The sequence below is a fragment of the Thioalkalivibrio sp. ALJT genome (genome assembly GCF_000381825.1).
In the GTDB taxonomy this organism is placed as follows: domain Bacteria; phylum Pseudomonadota; class Gammaproteobacteria; order Ectothiorhodospirales; family Ectothiorhodospiraceae; genus Thioalkalivibrio.
In genome coordinates, this window is record NZ_KB907127.1 from 13,435 (window position 1) to 32,522 (window position 19,088).

General features: G+C 63.6%; 22 protein-coding genes. 21 read left to right on the forward strand and 1 reads right to left on the reverse strand.

All coding sequences use genetic code 11. From position 1 onward, the window contains the following. The first annotated feature begins 29 nt into the window (after window positions 1-29). The 16 genes from G332_RS0108730 (at window position 30) to G332_RS0108805 (ending at window position 13,349) form a co-directional block, all read left to right on the forward strand. Entirely contained in the window at window positions 30-362 is a 333-nt protein-coding gene (locus G332_RS0108730) for a ribulose bisphosphate carboxylase small subunit (RefSeq protein WP_019626616.1), read from the forward strand. A 163-nt stretch (window positions 363-525) separates the two neighbouring features. After that, a complete protein-coding gene (locus tag G332_RS0108735; RefSeq protein WP_019626617.1) occupies window positions 526-3,453 on the forward strand; it encodes a CsoS2 family carboxysome shell protein in 2,928 nt (975 codons plus the stop codon). 22 nt (window positions 3,454-3,475) lie between these two features. Further along, window positions 3,476-5,044, forward strand: coding sequence for a carboxysome shell carbonic anhydrase (locus G332_RS0108740; RefSeq protein ID WP_019626618.1), 1,569 nt, complete (start codon window positions 3,476-3,478; stop codon window positions 5,042-5,044). A 16-nt stretch (window positions 5,045-5,060) separates the two neighbouring features. Further along, complete coding sequence (locus tag G332_RS0108745) at window positions 5,061-5,312, forward strand: carboxysome peptide A (protein ID WP_018872026.1); 252 nt, start codon at window positions 5,061-5,063, stop codon at window positions 5,310-5,312. 4 nt (window positions 5,313-5,316) lie between these two features. After that, a complete protein-coding gene (locus tag G332_RS0108750) occupies window positions 5,317-5,649 on the forward strand; it encodes a carboxysome peptide B (protein ID WP_019626619.1) in 333 nt (110 codons plus the stop codon). Window positions 5,650-5,690: 41 nt separating this feature from the next. Further along, the gene (locus G332_RS0108755; RefSeq protein WP_012982275.1) at window positions 5,691-5,990 is read left to right on the forward strand and encodes a BMC domain-containing protein; all 300 of its coding nucleotides are present in this window, start codon (window positions 5,691-5,693) and stop codon (window positions 5,988-5,990) included. Between the two features lie 31 nt (window positions 5,991-6,021). Beyond that, the gene (locus tag G332_RS0108760) at window positions 6,022-6,321 is read left to right on the forward strand and encodes a BMC domain-containing protein (RefSeq protein ID WP_019626620.1); all 300 of its coding nucleotides are present in this window, start codon (window positions 6,022-6,024) and stop codon (window positions 6,319-6,321) included. A 31-nt stretch (window positions 6,322-6,352) separates the two neighbouring features. Further along, window positions 6,353-6,667, forward strand: coding sequence for a BMC domain-containing protein (locus tag G332_RS0108765; RefSeq protein ID WP_019626621.1), 315 nt, complete (start codon window positions 6,353-6,355; stop codon window positions 6,665-6,667). Window positions 6,668-6,677: 10 nt separating this feature from the next. Next, on the forward strand, window positions 6,678-7,100 hold the full coding sequence (locus tag G332_RS0108770) for a bacterioferritin (protein ID WP_019626622.1): 423 nt from the start codon (window positions 6,678-6,680) through the stop codon (window positions 7,098-7,100). A gap of 33 nt (window positions 7,101-7,133) precedes the next feature. Next, the gene (locus G332_RS0108775) at window positions 7,134-7,415 is read left to right on the forward strand and encodes a 4a-hydroxytetrahydrobiopterin dehydratase (RefSeq protein WP_019626623.1); all 282 of its coding nucleotides are present in this window, start codon (window positions 7,134-7,136) and stop codon (window positions 7,413-7,415) included. Window positions 7,416-7,477: 62 nt separating this feature from the next. Further along, window positions 7,478-8,113 (forward strand): ParA family partition ATPase, encoded by a 636-nt coding sequence (gene parA, locus G332_RS0108780; protein WP_026340732.1) that lies wholly within the window; start codon window positions 7,478-7,480, stop codon window positions 8,111-8,113. Next, complete coding sequence (locus tag G332_RS0108785; protein WP_019626625.1) at window positions 8,110-8,454, forward strand: hypothetical protein; 345 nt, start codon at window positions 8,110-8,112, stop codon at window positions 8,452-8,454. Before parA ends, G332_RS0108785 begins: the two co-directional genes overlap by 4 nt. 55 nt (window positions 8,455-8,509) lie before the next feature. Continuing rightward, a complete protein-coding gene (locus tag G332_RS0108790; RefSeq protein ID WP_019626626.1) occupies window positions 8,510-9,313 on the forward strand; it encodes a CbbQ/NirQ/NorQ/GpvN family protein in 804 nt (267 codons plus the stop codon). Between the two features lie 20 nt (window positions 9,314-9,333). Further along, on the forward strand, window positions 9,334-11,652 hold the full coding sequence (locus G332_RS0108795; protein ID WP_019626627.1) for a nitric oxide reductase activation protein NorD: 2,319 nt from the start codon (window positions 9,334-9,336) through the stop codon (window positions 11,650-11,652). 63 nt (window positions 11,653-11,715) lie between these two features. Continuing rightward, window positions 11,716-12,693, forward strand: a complete 978-nt coding sequence (locus G332_RS0108800; protein ID WP_026340733.1) for a LysR family transcriptional regulator — start codon at window positions 11,716-11,718, stop codon at window positions 12,691-12,693. Window positions 12,694-12,782: 89 nt separating this feature from the next. Beyond that, entirely contained in the window at window positions 12,783-13,349 is a 567-nt protein-coding gene (locus G332_RS0108805) for an SgcJ/EcaC family oxidoreductase (RefSeq protein WP_019626629.1), read from the forward strand. Between the two features lie 124 nt (window positions 13,350-13,473). Here the strand turns inward: G332_RS0108805 and ettA are convergent, their stop codons facing one another. Beyond that, window positions 13,474-15,141 (reverse strand): energy-dependent translational throttle protein EttA, encoded by a 1,668-nt coding sequence (ettA, locus tag G332_RS0108810; protein ID WP_019626630.1) that lies wholly within the window; start codon window positions 15,139-15,141, stop codon window positions 13,474-13,476. A 188-nt stretch (window positions 15,142-15,329) separates the two neighbouring features. On the opposite strand from ettA, the gene G332_RS0108815 reads away from it, so the two are divergent. From G332_RS0108815 to crcB (G332_RS0108835), 5 genes are all read left to right on the forward strand, one after another. Beyond that, the gene (locus tag G332_RS0108815; RefSeq protein WP_019626631.1) at window positions 15,330-15,815 is read left to right on the forward strand and encodes a hypothetical protein; all 486 of its coding nucleotides are present in this window, start codon (window positions 15,330-15,332) and stop codon (window positions 15,813-15,815) included. Window positions 15,816-16,155: 340 nt separating this feature from the next. Then, window positions 16,156-17,310: an AAA family ATPase gene (locus G332_RS13310; RefSeq protein WP_081619789.1), complete on the forward strand. Its 1,155-nt coding sequence runs from the start codon at window positions 16,156-16,158 to the stop codon at window positions 17,308-17,310. After that, entirely contained in the window at window positions 17,307-17,915 is a 609-nt protein-coding gene (locus tag G332_RS13525; RefSeq protein WP_156000803.1) for a hypothetical protein, read from the forward strand. The genes G332_RS13310 and G332_RS13525 overlap by 4 nt, the downstream gene beginning before the upstream one ends. Before the next feature lie 336 nt (window positions 17,916-18,251). Then, entirely contained in the window at window positions 18,252-18,650 is a 399-nt protein-coding gene (crcB, locus tag G332_RS0108830; protein WP_051080544.1) for a fluoride efflux transporter CrcB, read from the forward strand. Further along, complete coding sequence (gene crcB, locus G332_RS0108835) at window positions 18,647-19,063, forward strand: fluoride efflux transporter CrcB (protein WP_019626635.1); 417 nt, start codon at window positions 18,647-18,649, stop codon at window positions 19,061-19,063. The genes crcB (G332_RS0108830) and crcB (G332_RS0108835) overlap by 4 nt, the downstream gene beginning before the upstream one ends. Window positions 19,064-19,088: the final 25 nt, after the last annotated feature.

The following is a 19,088-nucleotide window of genomic DNA, read 5'->3' on the forward strand; positions in this document are numbered from 1 at the left end:
TGAAAGAACAAGAGCACAGGATTACCGACATGTCTGATATCCAGAACTTCAAGCAGTCGCAGAAGTACGAGACCTTCTCCTACCTGCCGGAGATGAACGCCGACCAGGTGCGTAAGCAGATCGAATACTGCCTCGCCCAGGGCTGGAACCCGGCGATCGAGTACAGCGAGAAGGAAAACGCCATGGCCCACTACTGGTACATGTGGAAGCTGCCGTTCTTCGGTGAGCAGTCCGTGGAGTCCGTTCTGCAGGAAGTGGAAGAATGCCGCCGTGCCAATCCGGGCATGATGGTGCGATTCATCGCCTACGATAACTACGCCCAGAGCCAGGGCATGGCCTTCGTGGTCGACCGCGGCCGCTAAGACGAGCCCCGGTACCTGCCGGGCCCACGTAGCGGGTCCGGCAGTTCAGTACAGCGTTATTTACCGTTGCTGCCGCCAACTGTAAGGAAGTGCCATGAGTAATCCGACATCTGCGTCTGAAGGTCTCTCGGGTCGTGAACTCGCCCGGGCACGGCGCAAGGCCATGTCTCACAATGGCAAGGCTGCCGTGAAGTCGACCGGCCAAACCAAGGGGAGCCGCCGCTCCGCCGAGGCTGCGCGGGACGCGCGCCAGGCGAAGCCGAATCCCGCACCGGAGCCCCAGACGCGGGAGCCGGAGCAGCACATCAGCGAATCGTCGTCCCCGGTCTCCGTCGAGACCCGGGACTCCACCCCCGAGCGTCGGCCCGAGCCGGGCGCGCACGCGGGTGCCTCCAACGGCCGTCAGGCGGCCCTTGAGCGGCGCCGTAAAATGGCGCGCCAGGGCAAGAAAGCCGTCGGCCGTACCAATACCCGGGCGCGAGTCGCCGGCGGCATGGCGCGTGCGGGCGCCGACCGTTCGCGTCAACTCGAGGCCTTGGCTCAGTCGCAGAACGTGGAAGTCGACTGCTCGCACATGAGCGGTCGCGAGATCTGCCGTCTGCGGCGCCAGGCGCTTGCCACTGACGGCAAGAAGGCGATGGCGCCCGAACCGCGCCGGGAAGACCGCCTCAAGGGGCAGGAATCGGTGCCGTCCGATTCCGGCAAGGGTTGTGGTTGCGGTTGCAATGGCGAAAAGGCGGATGCCGATCCGGTCAGCGCGGCGGGGTCCGAGTCGACCACGGTCGCGACCGATCTCGATCAGCTGTGCGACAAGGTCGAGTCCGGGGGCGAGGCCGCCGGCCCGCATCCGATGATTTCCGAGGTGCGTGCCATCTGCATGGCCCGCCGCGAGGCCCTGGCGCACAATGGCAAGCGGGCCATGCGCCGTCGTTTCAAGGGTGGCCAGGCGCGCGGCACGCTGCCACAGGAAGGCGCCTGGAAGGCCGCCAAGCGCAAGGGCATGTCGACCCGTGAGGTCGCCCGCCAGCGCCGGGAGGAACTGTGCAAGCTGGGGCGCGGCTCCTCCGAGCCCGGTCGGCCCTGCGGCCGTGTCCGTTCGGGGGATGGTGATGCCCCGCCCAAGGTTGAAGAGGGCACTACGCTGGCCGGCAGTCACGTGAGCGGGACCCAGGTCGAACGTACGCAGAGCGTAACGGGCACCGAAGCCGGCAGTTGTTCGGCCATCACCGGTACCGAGTACCTCGGGGCCGAACACTACGAGCGCTACTGCGATACCCGCCCGGCGGCGAATGCGCCCAAGGTCGGGACCTCCCATACGACGAGTGGGCAGGCCGTTAGCGGTACCGAAGTGGGTCGCTCCACCCGTGTGACCGGTGACGAACGTGGCGCCTGCGAGGCGGTCACGGGCACTGAATACCTCAGTAGCGAACAGTACGAAGGCTTCTGTGGTACGCGGCCACAGGCCGCACCGGCCCGCACCAGTGTCATGGTGACGCGTGAGGGCGAGGGTATTTCCGGCACTTCCGTGGGGCGCAGCCCCAAGGTGACCGGAGATGAATCCGGCTCCTGCCGCGATGTGACTGGCACCGAGTATCTGAATACCGCGGCGAGCGAGGTGCCCTGCAACACGGGAAAGCCGAGCGGAGCGCCGATGAAGGTCGGCGTCATGCACACCCTTCGCGGTCGTGAACTGACCGGTACCGAAGTCGGGCGCTCCGTGCACGTGACCGGTGATGAATATGGGAGCTGCAAGCCCGTGACAGGAACCGAATATCTGGGTCAGGAACAGTTCCAGGGCTTCTGCGGTACACGCCCGGAACCGGCACCCGCCAAGGTGCAGGAATCGCACACACTGGAAGACCAGAGCGTAACCGGCACCGCTGTTGGCCGTAGCGCCCGGGTTACGGGTGACGAATCCGGGTCCTGCGCTTCGCTGACCGGCACGCCGTACTACAACCAGTCCGATTTCGGTGGTCTGTGCGAGCAGCCGGGTGGGCGCGGGGTTGCGAAGGTGGGCGTGATGCACACCCTGCGTGGCCGCGAAGTGTCCGGGACCCGGGTGGAAAGCTCGATCCGCGTGACCGGCGATGAATATGGCGGCTGCAAGCCGATCACCGGGACCGAATATGCCGGCTCGGAACACTATGATGCGTTCTGCGGTGGCAGCCGACCCGAGGCCGCCCCGGAAAAGGTGACCGTTGGCCGTACCTGGAACCAGCAGGCGGTGTCCGGCACCGCGGTGGGCCGTTCTGCCCGCGTCACCGGCGATGAATACGGTGCCTGCAAGCCGGTCAGCGGCACGGCCTACGTCGGCCCTGACCAGTACGAGCAGTTCTGCGAGCCGCGTGAGGCTGCAGTAGCCGATACGCGGGTCGCGGAGCGTCACTCGACGCCGGCGCACCCGGTCTCCGGTAGCCAGCCGGGCTATGACCAGCGCGTGACCGGGACCGAGCGTGGTGCTTGCCAGGATGTCTCGGGTGCCCCCTATGTGGGAGCCAACGAGTTCGCGCAGAGCTGCAGCAGTGCGGCGGGCAGTCTGCACCCGCGACTGCGCCCGGAAGGCATGCAGGACGTCGCCGCTCCGGTGGTGCCGCCGGTGGCCGAGCGGCCGATGCCGAACGCGGGCTTCAGCGTGAACACGCCGGCGCGGGCCGCGGCCGAACGCCGGGAACGGGTCACCGGAACGGCCTACGGCAGTAGCGGCAGCGTTACGGGCTCGATCAACAAAGCCATGGGTCTGGTCTCGGGTACCGAAGAGTTTCGCTATAACCGCGGGGAGCCGGCAGTGGCCGCCGCCGCGGTGGAGGAGCAACCGAAGCTCGGGGCCGAACGCGTGACCGTAAACGGAAGCAGCAACGGGGTCTCCATCACCGGTGATGACTGGCAGCGTGGCGATCGTATTACCGGGACCGAGGGCTTCTCGACGCGACGTAACGCGACGCAGAAAGGCAATCCGCGCGGAGAAGGGCGTAGTGCTTATCTCAATCGCGAGCTCGAGCGCAAGGACGTCCCCCCGAGCAAGATCACGGGTTCTTCCGGAAACAGTGACGCCGGGTCGCTGGTGACGCTGTCCGGCGGCGCCCGCGGGTAAGGGCGGAAAGGTCCTGAACGCCATGGTGCGCGGTCGTCGCAAAAGCAACGCCCTGGGTTCGCGTTTCGCGAAAGCCCGGGCGCTCGCTGCGAGCAAGTCCGCTGCGGTTGCCGCAGTAACGGCTCCGCAGCCGGCCCCGGCGCTTGCGCCGCGGGCGGCCGGTGGGTCGGGCGCGGCCCATCGTGGGCGTGACCTGCTGCCTGGCCATGCACTGGCGGACGTGGCCGCGAACGAACGCCTGCATGCGTTCGAACAGGGCTTCCGGGATCGTTTTTCGGAGCTGGTGCCGGTCCTGAAGGAGGTGCATTCGCTGCAGCACGAGGTGGATTTCGAGCAACGCGCGCAGGCCGTTGTGGAGCAGCGTCTGGGCTATCGGCTGCCGGAGAAGGCACTGGAGGACGCCTGGATCAATGACCTCGATACGCGCGAGTTGTACCTGCACGGGACCTTCGAGCTGTTTGATCAGGTGGTCAATGAGTACTGGGCGGGTCGTGATGATCTGATCGCGGAGGCGGAGAGCGCGATTGCGTATTTCCTCGACTGCGATTTCCACGAAGTGGATATCTCGCCATGTTCCGACGGGCGCCTGCTGGGGCTGCGGCGGTTCATTCTGCGGCTGCCCGACCTGGCAGTGCGGGTGCGCAGTTATGCGGGTGCACAGTTCGATATCGAGGAAGACGTGCGTCACTGGACCAAGCGCGAGTTGCTGCGCTTCCGCGAGGGGCGACCGACGACCGCGGATGTGCCCAGCCGGTACCTGAAGATTGCTGCGTATCACTACAGCAGTGCGGATCCGACGCATCAGGGCTGTACGGCACACGGCAGCAATGAACGCGATGCCGCGGACGGGGCCCTGCATCAACTGCGCGCATTTCGGCAGGCAATCGAGAACACCTACTGCTGTGGCGCGTCGGTGGATACGTTGCTGATCGGCGTGGATACGGACACGGATGCGATCAAGATCCACATTCCGGATGCCGACACGCGGATGAGCTTGTACCGGTTCGTGGACAGCGCAGACGTGTACCGTGCAACGCAGGGCCTGGACGAACAGACGGCATCGCTGCGGGTGTATCAGACGATCCAGGAGGCGATCCACCAGCAGGGGTGGGGACGCGGCAATGGCGCGCCTCATGAAGGAATGCTGCGACTGATCTCGCGGCTGTTGCTGAACAATATCTCGCAGCTCGATTACGTCGCGCGTTACCACGGAGGGCATTACGCGGACGTGGGTCATCGCGAACGCGTGATCATCGTGGGGCAGGAGATCGAGGAGATGCAGGTGCGCAACTTCGCCTACTTTGCGCACCTGGAAACGATGGAAGAAGGCTCCGAGGGCATGGATGTCGGGGTCAACAAGATTTTTCGGAAACTGAATGTCGAGCGCGGTCTGCCGGTGCCGGTGGTGGTCCATTACCGCTATGACCGCAAGGTGCCGGGATCGCGGGACCGGGCGGAGGCGCGCTGCCGTCGCATCCGGAACACGATCATGGACCGCTATCGGGATCTCGCGGAAAAGGGCCTTATCGGCTGCCACATGGTGATCCGCGACAAACGTAGCGGCAGCCGGCTCGAGACGCTGGCTGCGTAAGTACACGGGAACGGGAATGAAGATCTGCAGGGTTGAAAAGACGCTGGTTTCGACCAACCGCATCCGCGATCTGGGGCACCGGCCGCTGCTGGTGGTCCAGGAAAAGGCCGGCGGGCCGCGGACGGTAGCGGTGGATGCGGTCGGTTGCGTACCCGGTGACTGGGTGATCGTGGTGGGGAGTTCGGCGGCGCGCGAGGCAGCCGGCGACAAGTCTTACCCCAGTGATGCGACGATTGTGGGCATTATCGATTACTGGGAGGAGCAGTAGCCCGATGGAGATCATGCAGGTGCAGGATGAACTGGTCGTCACTCGTCGTGTAGACGGGCTGAAGAGCATGTCACTGCGCGTGCTGGTAGACCAGAAGGGTGCGCGCAATGTCGCGGTGGATACCGTGGGGGCGCATCCTGGCAACTGGGTGTTCACGATTAGCGGGTCGGCCGCGCGTCACGCGCTGGACGACAACAGCATTCTGACCGATCTGACGATCGGCGGCATCATCGACCACTGGGACGATGGTGGAAAGAAGACGGAAGGGTCTAAGGACGAGGCTGGACGAGACCAGACCGATGCACAGCGCTCTGCTGGTTCCCCCAAGGCGGCGTGAGCGTCATTTTTTGAAAAACTGTATATCCAGGAGAAAAGACAATGGCAACTGAACGTTTTGGTGTGGCGCTGGGCATGATCGAGACCCGTGGTCTGGTGCCGGCGATTGAAGCCGCCGATGCGATGACCAAGGCCTCTGAAGTGCGCCTGATTGGTCGTCAGTTCGTCGGTGGTGGCTACGTGACCGTGCTGGTCCGTGGTGAAACCGGCGCCGTGAACGCCGCCGTGCGTGCGGGTGCGGATTCCTGCGAGCGCGTGGGCGACGGCCTGGTGGCTGCGCACATCATCGCCCGTGTGCATTCCGAAGTGGAAAGCATCCTGCCCGAGCAGGTCGAAAAGTAATTCATCAGTAACGCTTGATAGGAGTTGAGTAATGGCTAGCGAAAACTTTGGTGTGGCCCTCGGCATGATCGAGACCCGTGGTCTGGTGCCGGCGATTGAAGCCGCCGATGCGATGACCAAGGCCTCCGAAGTGCGCCTGATCGGGCGTCAGTTCGTGGGTGGCGGCTACGTGACCGTGCTGGTCCGTGGTGAAACCGGTGCCGTGAACGCCGCCGTGCGTGCGGGTGCGGATTCCTGCGAGCGCGTGGGCGACGGCCTGGTGGCTGCACACATCATTGCCCGTGTGCATTCCGAAGTGGAAAGCATCCTGCCCGAGCAGGTCGAAAAGTAATTCATCAGTAACGCTTGATAGGAGTTGAGTAATGGCTAGCGAAAACTTTGGTGTGGCCCTCGGCATGATCGAGACCCGTGGTCTGGTGCCGGCGATTGAAGCCGCCGATGCGATGACCAAGGCCTCCGAAGTGCGCCTGATCGGGCGTCAGTTCGTGGGTGGCGGCTACGTGACCGTGCTGGTCCGTGGTGAAACCGGCGCCGTGAACGCCGCCGTGCGTGCGGGTGCGGATTCCTGCGAGCGCGTGGGTGACGGCCTGGTGGCTGCACATATCATTGCGCGCGTGCACTCCGAGGTGGAAGGCATCCTGCCGACCTCTCCGAGCGCGACCGGTTCGGCCAGCTGAGGCAACGTCCATGTCCGATGCACGGATCGTGGGGTATCTGAACCGCGCGGTAGCGCATGAGCTGTCGGCAGTTCAGCAGTACCTGGCCCAGGCGCGGTTGACCGCGCTGTGGGGCATGACCGATATCAGTGACTGCCTGCGGCGGGATGCACAGGAAGAACTGGACCATGCGGATCGTTTCATGACCCGCATGTTCCACTACGGCGTTGCACCGAACGGCTCACAGCTGGCGCCCGTGCGCCTGGGGCGCTCCATGGCCGAATTGATGGCGCATAATCGCGAGCTGGAGATGGAGGCGGTTCGTCTGTATGACGAGGCGGCGGTCTATTGCCGGCGAGTGGGTGCGCAGGATGACGCCGTGCTGTTCGAGAGCATCCTGGCGGATGAGCTGGAGCATGTGCGCGAGATCGATGCCCAGGGGCACCCGGCCTGACGGCCGGGCGCAGCAACACGAATGGAGTTGGCAATGGCGGATACCGACCTCGTGGTCCCGGCCGGGTGGGAACCCGGCAAGGGGACCTCGGCATCCATGAGCAAGCAGTTCACCTTCGAGCGTTACGGCATTACGCGGCAGTTTCTGGATCGCGTGGCCGAACTCTCGGAGCAGGACGGGTACCATCCGAATATCAGCTTTGGAACCACGTACGTGAATATCACCATCGATGCCCGCGATGGCGAGCAGCTCGGTGAGGCCGACAAGAACTTTGCGGTGGAGGTCGATCGTCTGGCGGAGGCCACCACAGGGTGAGGCCCGGGCGTTGTTGATTCCGAGGGCGACGATGCCGGCGCTCATCGGCAGGAGGGACTGGCGTGTCTTCTAGGGTAATCTCGGTCGTGAACCAGAAAGGGGGTACCGGCAAGACCACCCTGACCATGAACCTTGCGGCCGGGCTGGCGCGTCGTGGTCGCACGCTGGTGGTGGATGCGGATCCCCAGGGTTCGGCCGGTCAGTGGGCGCGGATGGCATCGGAAGCGCGCCCGTTCGCGACGTCGGTTTTCGCGGTGGCGGGTCCGCTGGACCGGGAGTTGAAGGCACTGCGCAAGGACTACGAAAACATCGTGGTCGATTGTCCGCCGACGCTGGAGGGAGGCGCGGTGAACGGGGCCCTGGCGGGCTCGGATGAAGTCCTGATTCCGGTGTTGCCGTCGCCCGTCGATCTCTGGGGCAGTGTACGCATGGGGCGCGGTCTGGAGGAGGCGCGGATGCGCAACCCGGATCTGCGCCCCTTTATTGTGGTCAATCAGCTCGAGGTCCGCAGTGCGCTGTCGCGGGCGATGAAACATGCACTGATGGAGATCGAGATCCCGGCTCTGGAGCAGACCCTGAGGCGCCGGGCCATCTACCGGCGGGCCGCGCTGGAAGGCTGTTCCGTCTATGACCTGGGCAAACCGGGCGCGGCGGCAGCGGCCGAGATCGAAGCCATCATCGAGGAGGTGTCGCAATGAGTAATCTGCAGGACAAACTGGCAGCTGGCGTGCGCAGTGCTCGCGAGAATCAGGACGGGGCGCAGGAAAAGCCCGGGACAACCGCGGCGCAAAAGGATAGCAGTCAGGAGCCGGCGAGTAGCGCCAGCCGCGCGGCGCCCAGCACCAAGGCGGCGGCGACCAAGCCGGGTACGACGGAGAAGAAGGCACCTGTGGGCAAACGCCCGGGGACTACGCGTAGCAAGGCCCGCAAGGACACGGCGGGTGGCGGGAGCACGGGTGGTGCGTCCGGGAGCGGCGGGGCCGGGAGGTCGAAAGGCAAGGGCTCCGACCTGCATCCGGAACGGATCTGGCCGGACTGAGGCTCGCGCCATCGGCCGGGGCTTGCCCCGGCCTTTCTGATTGAGGAGTCGAATCATGCAGGATGATCTGCGCGATCACATGATCACCGAGGAGCCGTACTACCAGCCGACCGCGGACGAGGTCGAGCTGTATGAGGCGGCTTATTCGGTGCGTATGCCGATGATGCTCAAGGGCCCGACCGGATGTGGCAAGACGCGTTTCGTGGAGCATATGGCATGGAAGCTGGGCAAGCCTCTGATAACGGTAGCCTGTAACGAGGACATGACGGCCTCCGATCTCGTCGGGCGTTACCTGCTCGATGCCAACGGTACGCGCTGGCAGGACGGTCCGCTGACGCTGGCCGCCCGCCACGGAGCGATCTGCTATCTGGATGAGATCGTCGAGGCGCGTCAGGACACTACGGTGGTGATCCACCCGCTGACAGATAACCGGCGCGTGCTGCCACTGGAGAAAAAGGGGGAGATGGTTGAGGCCCATCCGGATTTCCAGGTGGTGATCTCCTACAACCCCGGCTATCAGAGCCTGATGAAGGACTTGAAGGAATCCACCAAGCAGCGCTTCGGCGCGCTGGATTTCAATTATCCGGACCACGAGACGGAAACGCGCATTGTGGCGCACGAAGGCGGTGTGTCCGAGGAAATGGCGGGCAAGCTGGTGAGCGTCGCCGAGCGCGCGCGCAACCTCAAGGGGCACGGGCTGGATGAGGGCATCTCGACCCGCATGCTGGTGTATGCCGCCTCGCTGATTGCCAAACGAGTGGAGCCGCTGGCCGCGTGCCGCATGGCGCTGGTGCGCCCGATCACGGACGATCCGGATATGCGCGACGCGCTCGATTCCGCCGTCACGACCTTCTTCTAGCCCGTACCGCCGGCGCACCCATGAGCGTTCATCTGGAGGACTACCAGGACCTCCTCGCGGACCTGGGAGACCACGCCGCCGAGGTGCTGGAGGCGTCGTGGCAGGAGGCCTCGCGGGCATTCAGCGCGGGCGGCCTGAAACGCTACTACCTGGAAGGGGCCCGCAGCCTGCATGCCCTCGGGCGCGGGACCGAGATGGTGGTCGCGTTCATCCAGGAGACGCCCGATCTGGCCCATGAACTGGGTGAGGATGCGGTCGCCGACCTGGTCAGCTCCGCGGTCAAGATGTATTCCAAGACCTCGGCGGCAGTGATCACCCTGTTGATCTCGACCAGCCCGGTCGCGGCGCGGCGGCTGGGCGATGCCACGCTGTTCGGTGGTTACCTGCGCCTGGTGGATCATCTGCTGGGTCAGGCCCCGCGCGGGGTGCGGCCGATGCTGGAGCACCTGGACGAACTGTTGTCGCAGCTGACTCTGGGGGGGCTGCGGCGCTGGGCATCCTGGGGCGCGCAGGCCCACCGGACGGATCTGGAAGCGCAGGTTGCGTACTTCGGGCTGCAGTCGCCGGAATCGCAGTCGGTGTTCCAGAAGGAACGCCGCGGCACATTGTTCGTGGATGTGCAGCGGCGCATCAACCTCTATCTGCGCTCCCTGTGGGCGCGAGATTTCTTCATGCGCCCGACCAGCGGCGACTTCGAATCGCGCGAGGGCTACCGGCCCTATATCGAAGGCTTCACGATGTTCCTGCCGGATGCCTTCGACGACTGGGAGGGCCTGACCGGGCTGGACCTGTACCGGGCGGCCGCCGCACACGCGGCGGCGCATGTGGTGCACACGCGCGAGATGCAGCCGGAGGAGGCGCCGCGGGGCGTGACCGGCATCCTGACCGAACTGTTCGAGGATGCGCGCGTGGAGGCTCTGGCGGTACGCGCATTCCCCGGTTTGCGCCATCTCTGGACTCCGCTGCACACGGCCACGGCGAGTGATGGCGAAGGCCCGCAGGCCATACTGGCGCGGACCGCGCGGGCGCTGCTGGACCCGGACTATGCCGACGATCATCCCTTCGTGCGCCAAGCGCGGGCTGCATTCGCGGCGGTCGAGGACCTGGAGGTATCGGGGCTGGCTGGCGAGCTGGCGGCGCAGCTGGGTCCGGAGTTTCCGGAGAGGGGTTACATGAACCCGCGCCAGGTGGCGCCGGAGATCCTGTATCGGGATGATAACCGTTACATCTGGGCGTTCGGCCGCGAGGAGGAAGACTTGGAGGTGCTGGCGGCGCACGGCAGCAAACAGGAGCGCTTCTACGTCACGCCGATGGAGATGATCAATACGCTGGATGTGGAGTTCGCCGGGGACGATGCCCAGCAGATCATGGTGCTGGCGACGGAGTGGTTCCGCGACGGCGAGGAGGAGAGCATCAATCAGCAGGAGGGCAAGGAACCCCTCTCGCTGCCGTATCACTATCACGAGTGGGACTACCAGATGCAGCTGGAGCGGCCGCACTGGACGACGCTCCTGGAACGGCGGCCGAAGAAGGGCGACGTGGCCGCGATCGAGGCCATTAACGAGAAACACAAGCCGCTGATCGCCCGTCTGAAATTCCTGATTGAGGCGATGCAGCCGCAGGGCGTGCAGCGCCTGCGCAAACAGGCCGAAGGCGACGAGCTGGACGTGAACGCCCTGGTCGACGCGCAGCTCGACCTGCGTATGCGGCGTCAGCCGGACGAGCGGATCTACGTGCGCAATGTCCGCCAGGTACGCGATCTCTCGGTCCTGGTGCTGCTCGATCTGTCGGAATCGACCAACGAGATGGTGCGGGGCACCGAGACCAGCGTGGTCCAGCTGGCACGGGAGGCGACCGCGTTGCTGGGAGGCGCGATCTCGCGTATTGGCGATCCGTTCGCGATCCATGGCTTTGCCTCCGACGGGCGCCATGATGTGGAGTACTACCGCTTCAAGGACTTCGATGCCCCGTATGACGATAATGCCAAGGCGCGCCTGGCCGGTATGCAGGGGCAGCTGTCCACGCGCATGGGCACGGCGGTTCGCCACGCCGGTCACTTGCTGGAGCAGCAGGGTACCCAGAAGAAGCTGCTGCTGATCATCACGGACGGCGAACCGGCGGATACCGATGTACGTGACCCCCAGTACCTGCGCCAGGATGCGAAGCGGGCAGTGGAAGAGGTGGGGCGCAACGGGGTCTATACCTTCTGTATCAGTCTGGACCCGAATGCGGATGAATACGTCGAGCGGATCTTCGGCGCACAGCACTTTATGGTGCTGGACCAGATCGAGCGGTTGCCGGAAAAGCTGCCGATGCTGTACGCCGGGTTGACCCGGTAGCATCTGCAGGAGGCGAGGGTGGGCAGCCAGGGTTCGGGCAAGGATGGCAGTCTCCCGCAGGTAATGCTGAAGTCGGAGCTGCCGGCGCACTTGATCCGGCACGCGACTCTGCGGCAGTTACAGGTGTTCGAGGCGATTGTGCGTCTGGGCAGCTTTACCCGCGCGGCGGAGGAGCTGCATCTGACCCAGCCCACGGTCTCGATCCAGATCAAGAAATTGACTACGGCGCTGGGTCTGCCGCTGTTCGAATATGTCGGACGCAAGGCCTTCCCGACCGAGGTGGGGCTGCTGCTGTATGACACCTGCCGCGAGATGCTGGGGGCGCTCACTAACCTGGAGATGAAGCTGGCGGAAATGCACGGCCTCAAGCGCGGCCGGCTGCGCCTGGCGGTCATCACCACGGCCCAGTATTTCGCGCCCAGCATCCTGGGGCAGTTCGCGCGGCGCTATCCGGATGTGGAACTGTCGCTGGAGGTCAGCAACTTCGACCGGGTGCTGGAGCGGCTGGCCAATAATGACGACGATCTCTACATCATCGGTCACGTGCCGGAGCGCCTGACCGATGTCGCGGTGCACCCGTTCGCGCCGAACCCGCTGGTGGTGATGGCCAATCGCGACCACCCGCTGGCCGGACGCCGCAACATCCCGCTCAGGGAACTGGAGGGGGAAACCTTCCTGATGCGCGAACCGGGCTCCGGCATCCGCGAGTCGACCCTGCGGCTGTTCGAGGAGCAGGGCATCAACCCGCCAGTGCGCATGGAGCTCGGGTCCAACGAGGCGATCAAGCATGCGGTGATCGGGGGGCTGGGTATTGCCGTGCTGTCCCTGCATACCCTCAGTGCGGAAGGCGCCGATGGTCCGGTCACGCTGCTCGATGTCGAGCACTTTCCGATCCACCGGCAGTGGCACATCGTCTACCCGAAAAAGAAGGTCCTGTCGGTGGTGGCACAGACCTTCCTCGATTTTGCGATCCAGGACGAGGCGCGCCTGCGCGCCCAGGTGGAAGACATGCTGGCCGCGTTCAAGGCGCAGGCCGCCTGACGCCCCGCTTCCTTGCATGACAGGGCCCGGACGGGGCCGTACAATTCAGCATCTATCCGGCCCTGAGGGGCCGTTGTCGGAGACACGCAGTGAGCACGCAGACCCGCACCCGTATCAGTGGTACCCAGTTCATCGACGCCGATGAGGCCCCGCGTTCGCGCCTGAGCCTGAGCGCATCGCACCGTGACCCGTATCACCCGGTCACCGGTACTGGCGGCGACCCGAATTTCGGCGCCATTGATACCCCGGTCAACGAGAGCTGCGTGGTCTGTGCCCCGGCTACCCGCCGCCTGGCGGAGGAACTGTTCGATGCCTGGAACGATGCCCTGCAGACTGGCGATGCATATCGCGTAACTGCACTCTATGCCGAGGACGCCGTGCTGCTGCCGACGGTCTCGAATGTCCCGCGCACCTCTCACGCCGAGATCCAGGATTACTTCGAACATTTCCTGGAGAAGAAGCCCTTCGGCACCATCAATTCGCGGAACGTGAAACTCGGCTGCAACAAGCTGACCGATGCCGGCACGTACACCTTCCGGGTGACCGATGGCGGCGAGACCAAGGAGGTTCCGGCTCGCTATACCTTCGTCTACGAAAACCGCGACGGCGCGTGGAAGATCGTCCACCACCACTCCTCGATGATGCCCACGGCATAGGCCGGCTGGGGCATAGCGAGAACCCGGAAGGGCCGGGCGGGATTCCGCCCGGCCCTTCTTCGTTCGGGGCACAGAAAGTCGAAGGCCCGGCAGTGCCGGGCCTTCGGGGGGGGGGGGGGGCAGATCAGGAGGCGAGACGCTTGTACTTGACCCGGTGTGGCTGGTCGGCCGCGGCGCCCAGGCGCTTGTGGCGGTCTTCCTCGTATTCCTGGTAGTTGCCGTCGAAGAACACCACGTTGCCATCTTCCTCGAACGCGAGGATGTGGGTGGCGATGCGGTCGAGGAACCAGCGGTCATGCGAGATCACGATCGCGGAGCCGGGGAAGTCCAGCAGGGCCTCTTCCAGCGCGCGCAGGGTCTCCACGTCCAGATCGTTGGTCGGTTCGTCGAGCAGCAGGAAGTTGCCGCCGCTTTGCAGCAGCTTGGCGAGATGCACGCGGTTGCGTTCCCCGCCGGAGAGTTCCTTCATGCGCTTCTGCTGGTCGGTGCCCTTGAAGTTGAAGCGGCCGACGTAGGCGCGTGACGGCATCTGGAAGTTGCCGACCTGGATGATGTCCTGGCCGTTGGAGATTTCCTCCCAGACGGTCTTCTCGTCCTGCAGCGCATCGCGGCTCTGGTCCACGTAGGCCAGTTGCACGGTCTCGCCCAGCTCGATCGAGCCGTCGTCCGGCTGGTCCTGCCCGGCGATCATGCGGAACAGCGTGGTCTTGCCGACGCCGTTCGGGCCGATCACACCGATCAGTGCACCGCGCGGCACGGAGAACGACAGGCCCTGGTAGAGCACGCGGTCGCCAAAGTGCTTGGACAGGTTCTCCACCTCCAGCACCTTGTCGCCCAGGCGCGGGCCCGGCGGGATGTAGATCTCCTTGGTCTCGGAGCGCTTCTGGTAGTCGCTGGAGGCGATCTCCTCGAAGCGCTTCAGGCGGGCCTTGCTCTTGGCGCCCCGGCCCTTCGGGTTGGAACGCACCCACTCGAGCTCGGATTCCATCGCCTTCACGCGGGCTGCCTCGGCCTTTTCTTCCTGCTTCAGGCGCTTTTCCTTCTGCTCCAGCCACTGCGAGTAGTTGCCCTGGAACGGGATGCCCTGGCCGCGGTCCAGCTCGAGGATCCAGCCGGCCACGTTGTCGAGGAAGTAGCGGTCATGGGTGACCGCGACGACGGTGCCCTGGAACTCCTGCAGGAAGCGCTCCAGCCAGGCCACGGACTCGGCGTCCAGGTGGTTGGTCGGCTCGTCGAGGATCAGCATGTCGGGGCTGGACAGCAGCAGGCGGCACAGGGCCACACGGCGGCGTTCACCCCCGGACAGGGTCTTCACGTCGGCATCCCACGGCGGCAGGCGCAGGGCGTCCGCGGCGACCTCCAGCTTGCGCTCGAGGTTGTGGCCGTCGGCGGCCTCGATCTTCGCCTCCAGCTCGCCCTGCTTGGCGGCCAGGGCGTCGAAGTCGGCATCGGCCTCGGCATAGGCGGCATACACCTGATCCAACTCGGCCAGCGCCTCCTTGATCGGGGCCACGGCCTCCTCGACATTGCCGCGCACGTCCTTGCTCTCGTCGAGCTGCGGCTCCTGCGGCAGGTAGCCGATGTTGATGCCCGGCTGTGGCCGCGCCTCGCCGACGATCTCGGTGTCCACGCCCGCCATGATGCGCAACAGGGTGGATTTCCCTGCACCGTTGTAGCCCAGCACGCCGATCTTGGCACCCGGGAAGAAGTTCAGGTTGATGTCCTTGAGGATGTACTTCTTCGGCGGGACGACCTTGCCCACGCCGTTCATCGTAAAGATGTACTGCGCCATGATGCTCCTGCGACCAATGCGGTTTGAATGAGGGGCGGGCCACTAACGGCCCTTTCTGGGCCCGCACTTTACCATCCCGGCCGCCGGGAAGCGCATGACCCCATACTTGTGGCTTCCCGTGTCTGATCGCCATGCGTGAACGTTGCAGGCAGGGTACCCTCGTCGCCAGTCAGGAAAGGGGCAGGCCTATGGCTGTGCTGTCCTCCCAATTGAAGGACTGGAAAACCATGAAGTCCAGCGTTGCGGAGTTCTGCCGGCAGACCGTTCACCGCGTGGCTGCGGATGGCGGCAGAGTGGGATGTATCGGAAAACATCGGCAGTTGTCCACCGAAGTGGGCAAGGTTCCCGGCGGCATCTACGAGCAAGCCCTTGCCGAGTTGACGCAGCGACACATTTTCGGCAAGGGTCGCGGGCGTGGCAGTTCCGTTTATATGCAAATGTCGATCGCTGAAGCCGAAGCGGGCCTGAAGCCGGAGGAGGGGTTGGAAGGGGGCGATCCTGCCCCGGATCTGATGCTGGATCAGCCGGACGGGCGGCTGGACACAACAGCCCAGGTCCGACAAAAACCGAACCAAGAACCGATCAGTCGCGACTCTCGCGGGGCAATGACCCAGTTCAGGTGCTTTCCGAACGCCACGGCGAGAAGCGTGCCATCAAAAGTCGTGTTGGCATAGTCAATACCTTCGGTGACGGGCTTTGCCCGGCTGAGGCGGATAATAGACGATACCCTTGCCTTCGGCGCCCCGTACCCATTATCGAAGTTGTTGGTCTTCTTCGCCTATACCTTCGATGTCGAGACGGCCAAGGCGATCGATAACGTCAAGAGGGCCTGGCTCTACGAGTACCAATGCACACGAAACCGCTCACTGACAATCCGAAGAAGAGCGCCCGCAGAAACCAGTCGATATCCCTCACAGGTCAGCTGTATGTCGGGGTGCGGGAACCTGGAGCCAGCAGGCTCCACTTCGAAGTTCATTACTCGCTGGCAGTAATCTCACTGGATTGAGGCGCATCATGGTAATTACAAAACTTAAGTTAAAAAACTGGAGAAATTTTCCGCATGCTGAAATGGATCTCGGCCGAATCTCCTACGTTATCGGTCCAAACGCTTCTGGAAAATCGAATCTGCTGGATGCCTTTCGATTCCTGCGTGATATATGCAAGGCCGACGGAGGTGGTCTGCAAAAGGCGCTGAAAGACCGGGGGGGCGTCAGGAAGGTGCGCTGCCTGCACCATCGCAGGGATCCCGAGGTGCATATCGATGTATCTCTCGCCGAGAATTTCGATCAACACACCCCCTCTTGGCGTTATGTGCTTGGTTTCAAGTCTGAAGGTAAGGGATTGCAAAGGACTTTGGTTACTGATGAGCAAGTTTGGCGTGATGGCGTCTGTATCCTGAAGCGGCCAAAGCCGGAAGAGCGCAATGATAATCTTCAGCTTACCGAGACATACATCGAACAAACCATGGCCAATCGAGAATTCCGCGAGTTGGTCGATGTGTTTTCGGATATTACTTATCTCCATTTGGTTCCGCAACTCTTGAAATATGGTGAGCGGATTGGCGGTTATCAACTGGAGGATGATCCTTTCGGACAGGGGTTCTTGGAAAGGTTAGCGAAGACCCAGGCCAAAGCCAGAAGCGCTCGCCTTAGACGAATTGGCAAGGCGCTTAGTGTTGCAGTTCCTCAGTTTAAGGAACTACGCTTCCTTAAAGATCAAATGGGTCATCCGCATCTTGAGGCTCTGTATGAGCATCATCGCCCAAATGCTGGGTGGCAGCGCGAAGAGCATTTGTCTGATGGGACCTTGCGACTGATTGGTCTTTTGTGGTCTTTGCAAGATGGTAATGGCTTGCTGCTTCTGGAGGAGCCCGAACTGTCTCTGCATCAAGGTGTAGTTGAGCAAATACCTGTCATGATCGATCGTATTCAGCGTGGACGGAAGGGTAAGCGGCAGGTTCTGATTAGCACACACAGCCAGGCTCTTCTTAACAATCCAGGCATTGATTATAGAGGCATCGCAGTCCTGGAGCCCGGGCGAGAAGGAACGGTGATGCGTCCGGTGGAAGACGATGAGAAGCAGGCATTGGACGCGGGTCTGAGCGTTGCTGAGGTAGTATTGCCCAAGACGCGGCCGAAGGGTATTGAGCAGCTGGAGCTTTGGGGGTGACTGCACTTTTTACTGCTACGGAGGACGCGCTGAGCTCAGCGGTAGCCGGTCGGCTGGTGAAGGATTTTGGTGGCGATAGGTTTGTAGTTACTGAATTGGCAAATACTGGAGGCTCGGGATGGCTAAAAAAGCGGTTTCCTGAGTTCATCGGTTTGTCGAATAGGTGTCCGGTATTGGTTTTGACTGACCTTGATAGAAAACCATGCGCCCCGGCGTTTGCCCGCGAGTGGTTCCGGGGAGTAATTCAGCCGGATGGTCTTGTTTTTCGGATCGTGGTTAGAGAAATTGAAGCTTGGGTAATGGCCGACCGGCGCGGGTTTTCCGAGTTTTCGGGTGTTCCCGAAAGTATGGTTCCACGTCACACGGAAGGCCTTGATGATCCCAAGCAGGCAATGTTGAATTTGATTTTCCGATATTCTCCGGGTTGGATGAAAAGGGAGATTGTTGTTGATCATGGAAGTGGTCCGAAGCAAGGGCTCGGGTACAACGCGCTTATGTGCCGCTTTGTTCGTGAGGGTTGGAATCCACAAGCAGCGGCTATGGAATCTCAGAGTTTAGAGCGGACGCGCCAGAGAATTTCGGAATTGGCAATGACTTTCCGGTAATGTGAATATGTATTCCGGTTTTGAAGGGGCCTGGGCGTGTTGTTCGGGTTGATGTGGTGATGTCACATAATTAGCGCGACGTCGGGAATCAGAAGGGCCGTTCCATTGGTGGGCAGGCCCTTCAGCTTGTCGACACGTTGGTCGAGAACGAGACTGGGTAACAGCCTTTCAAGCGTGGCTCCCGAGCATTCGGATGGTCAGGGTGGTTGGGAAGTCAATGCCAACGCACCCTCAGGGGTTCGCCTGATCGTGCTCGAACAGACGTCAGAGCTGCGTTTCGGTGACCGTAGGGCTTCATTGCTCGACAGCTTTGCCAGTGCCGCTGACAATGGCGCCATGATCGCGTGGTGGGAGGGCCTGTTGCTGGTGGGAGCCGGGGGTGCGCTGGGGGGGCTGGCGCGCTTCTGGCTGTCGCAGTGGATCGACAACCGCACCGGGGGCGGCCGCTTCCCGTGGGGGACGCTGGCGGTGAATGCCTCCGGTGCGCTGCTGATCGGGCTGGCGCTGGGCTGGGCCTCGGGGCCGGCGTGGACCTCCTGGCTCTGGCTGCTGCTGGTGGTGGGGGTGCTCGGCAGCTTCACCACGGTCTCCTCGTTCAGCCTGCAGGTGGTCGGGGTCGCGGAGCAGGACGGCCTGCGCCCGGCGTTGGTCTACGTCCTGCTGACCCTGGGCGGGGGGCTGGCGCTGGTGGCCATCGGGCACGCGCTGGGCCGCCTGGCAGGGGGCGCGGCGTGACCGGGTATTCGCTACGCCTCTCGCTGTTCGTGGCGCTGGGGGCGGCCCTTGGCAGCATGGCGCGCTATGGCGTCTCCTGGACCGGGTTGCATCTGGCCGGTACCGGCTTTCCCTGGGATACGCTGGCCGTGAACGTGGCCGGATCGTGGCTGATCGGGCTGTATGCGGTGATCAGCGCGCCGGGCGGCTGCCGCCCGGCCGACCCGGTGTTCCGTCATTTCATGCTGGCCGGTGTCTGCGGTGGTTTCACGACCTTCTCGGTGTTCAGCCTGGAGAGTCTGTGGCTGGTGCAGACCGGGGATCCGGGCCGGGCCGCGCTCTATGTCGCCGTCTCTCTGGTGTTGTGGATCGCGGGGGTGTGGCTGGGCAGCCGCATGGGACGGCGCTTGAACGCCGCGGCGGCGCAGGGTTGAACCCCGCGGGGCGTGAGACTGAGCG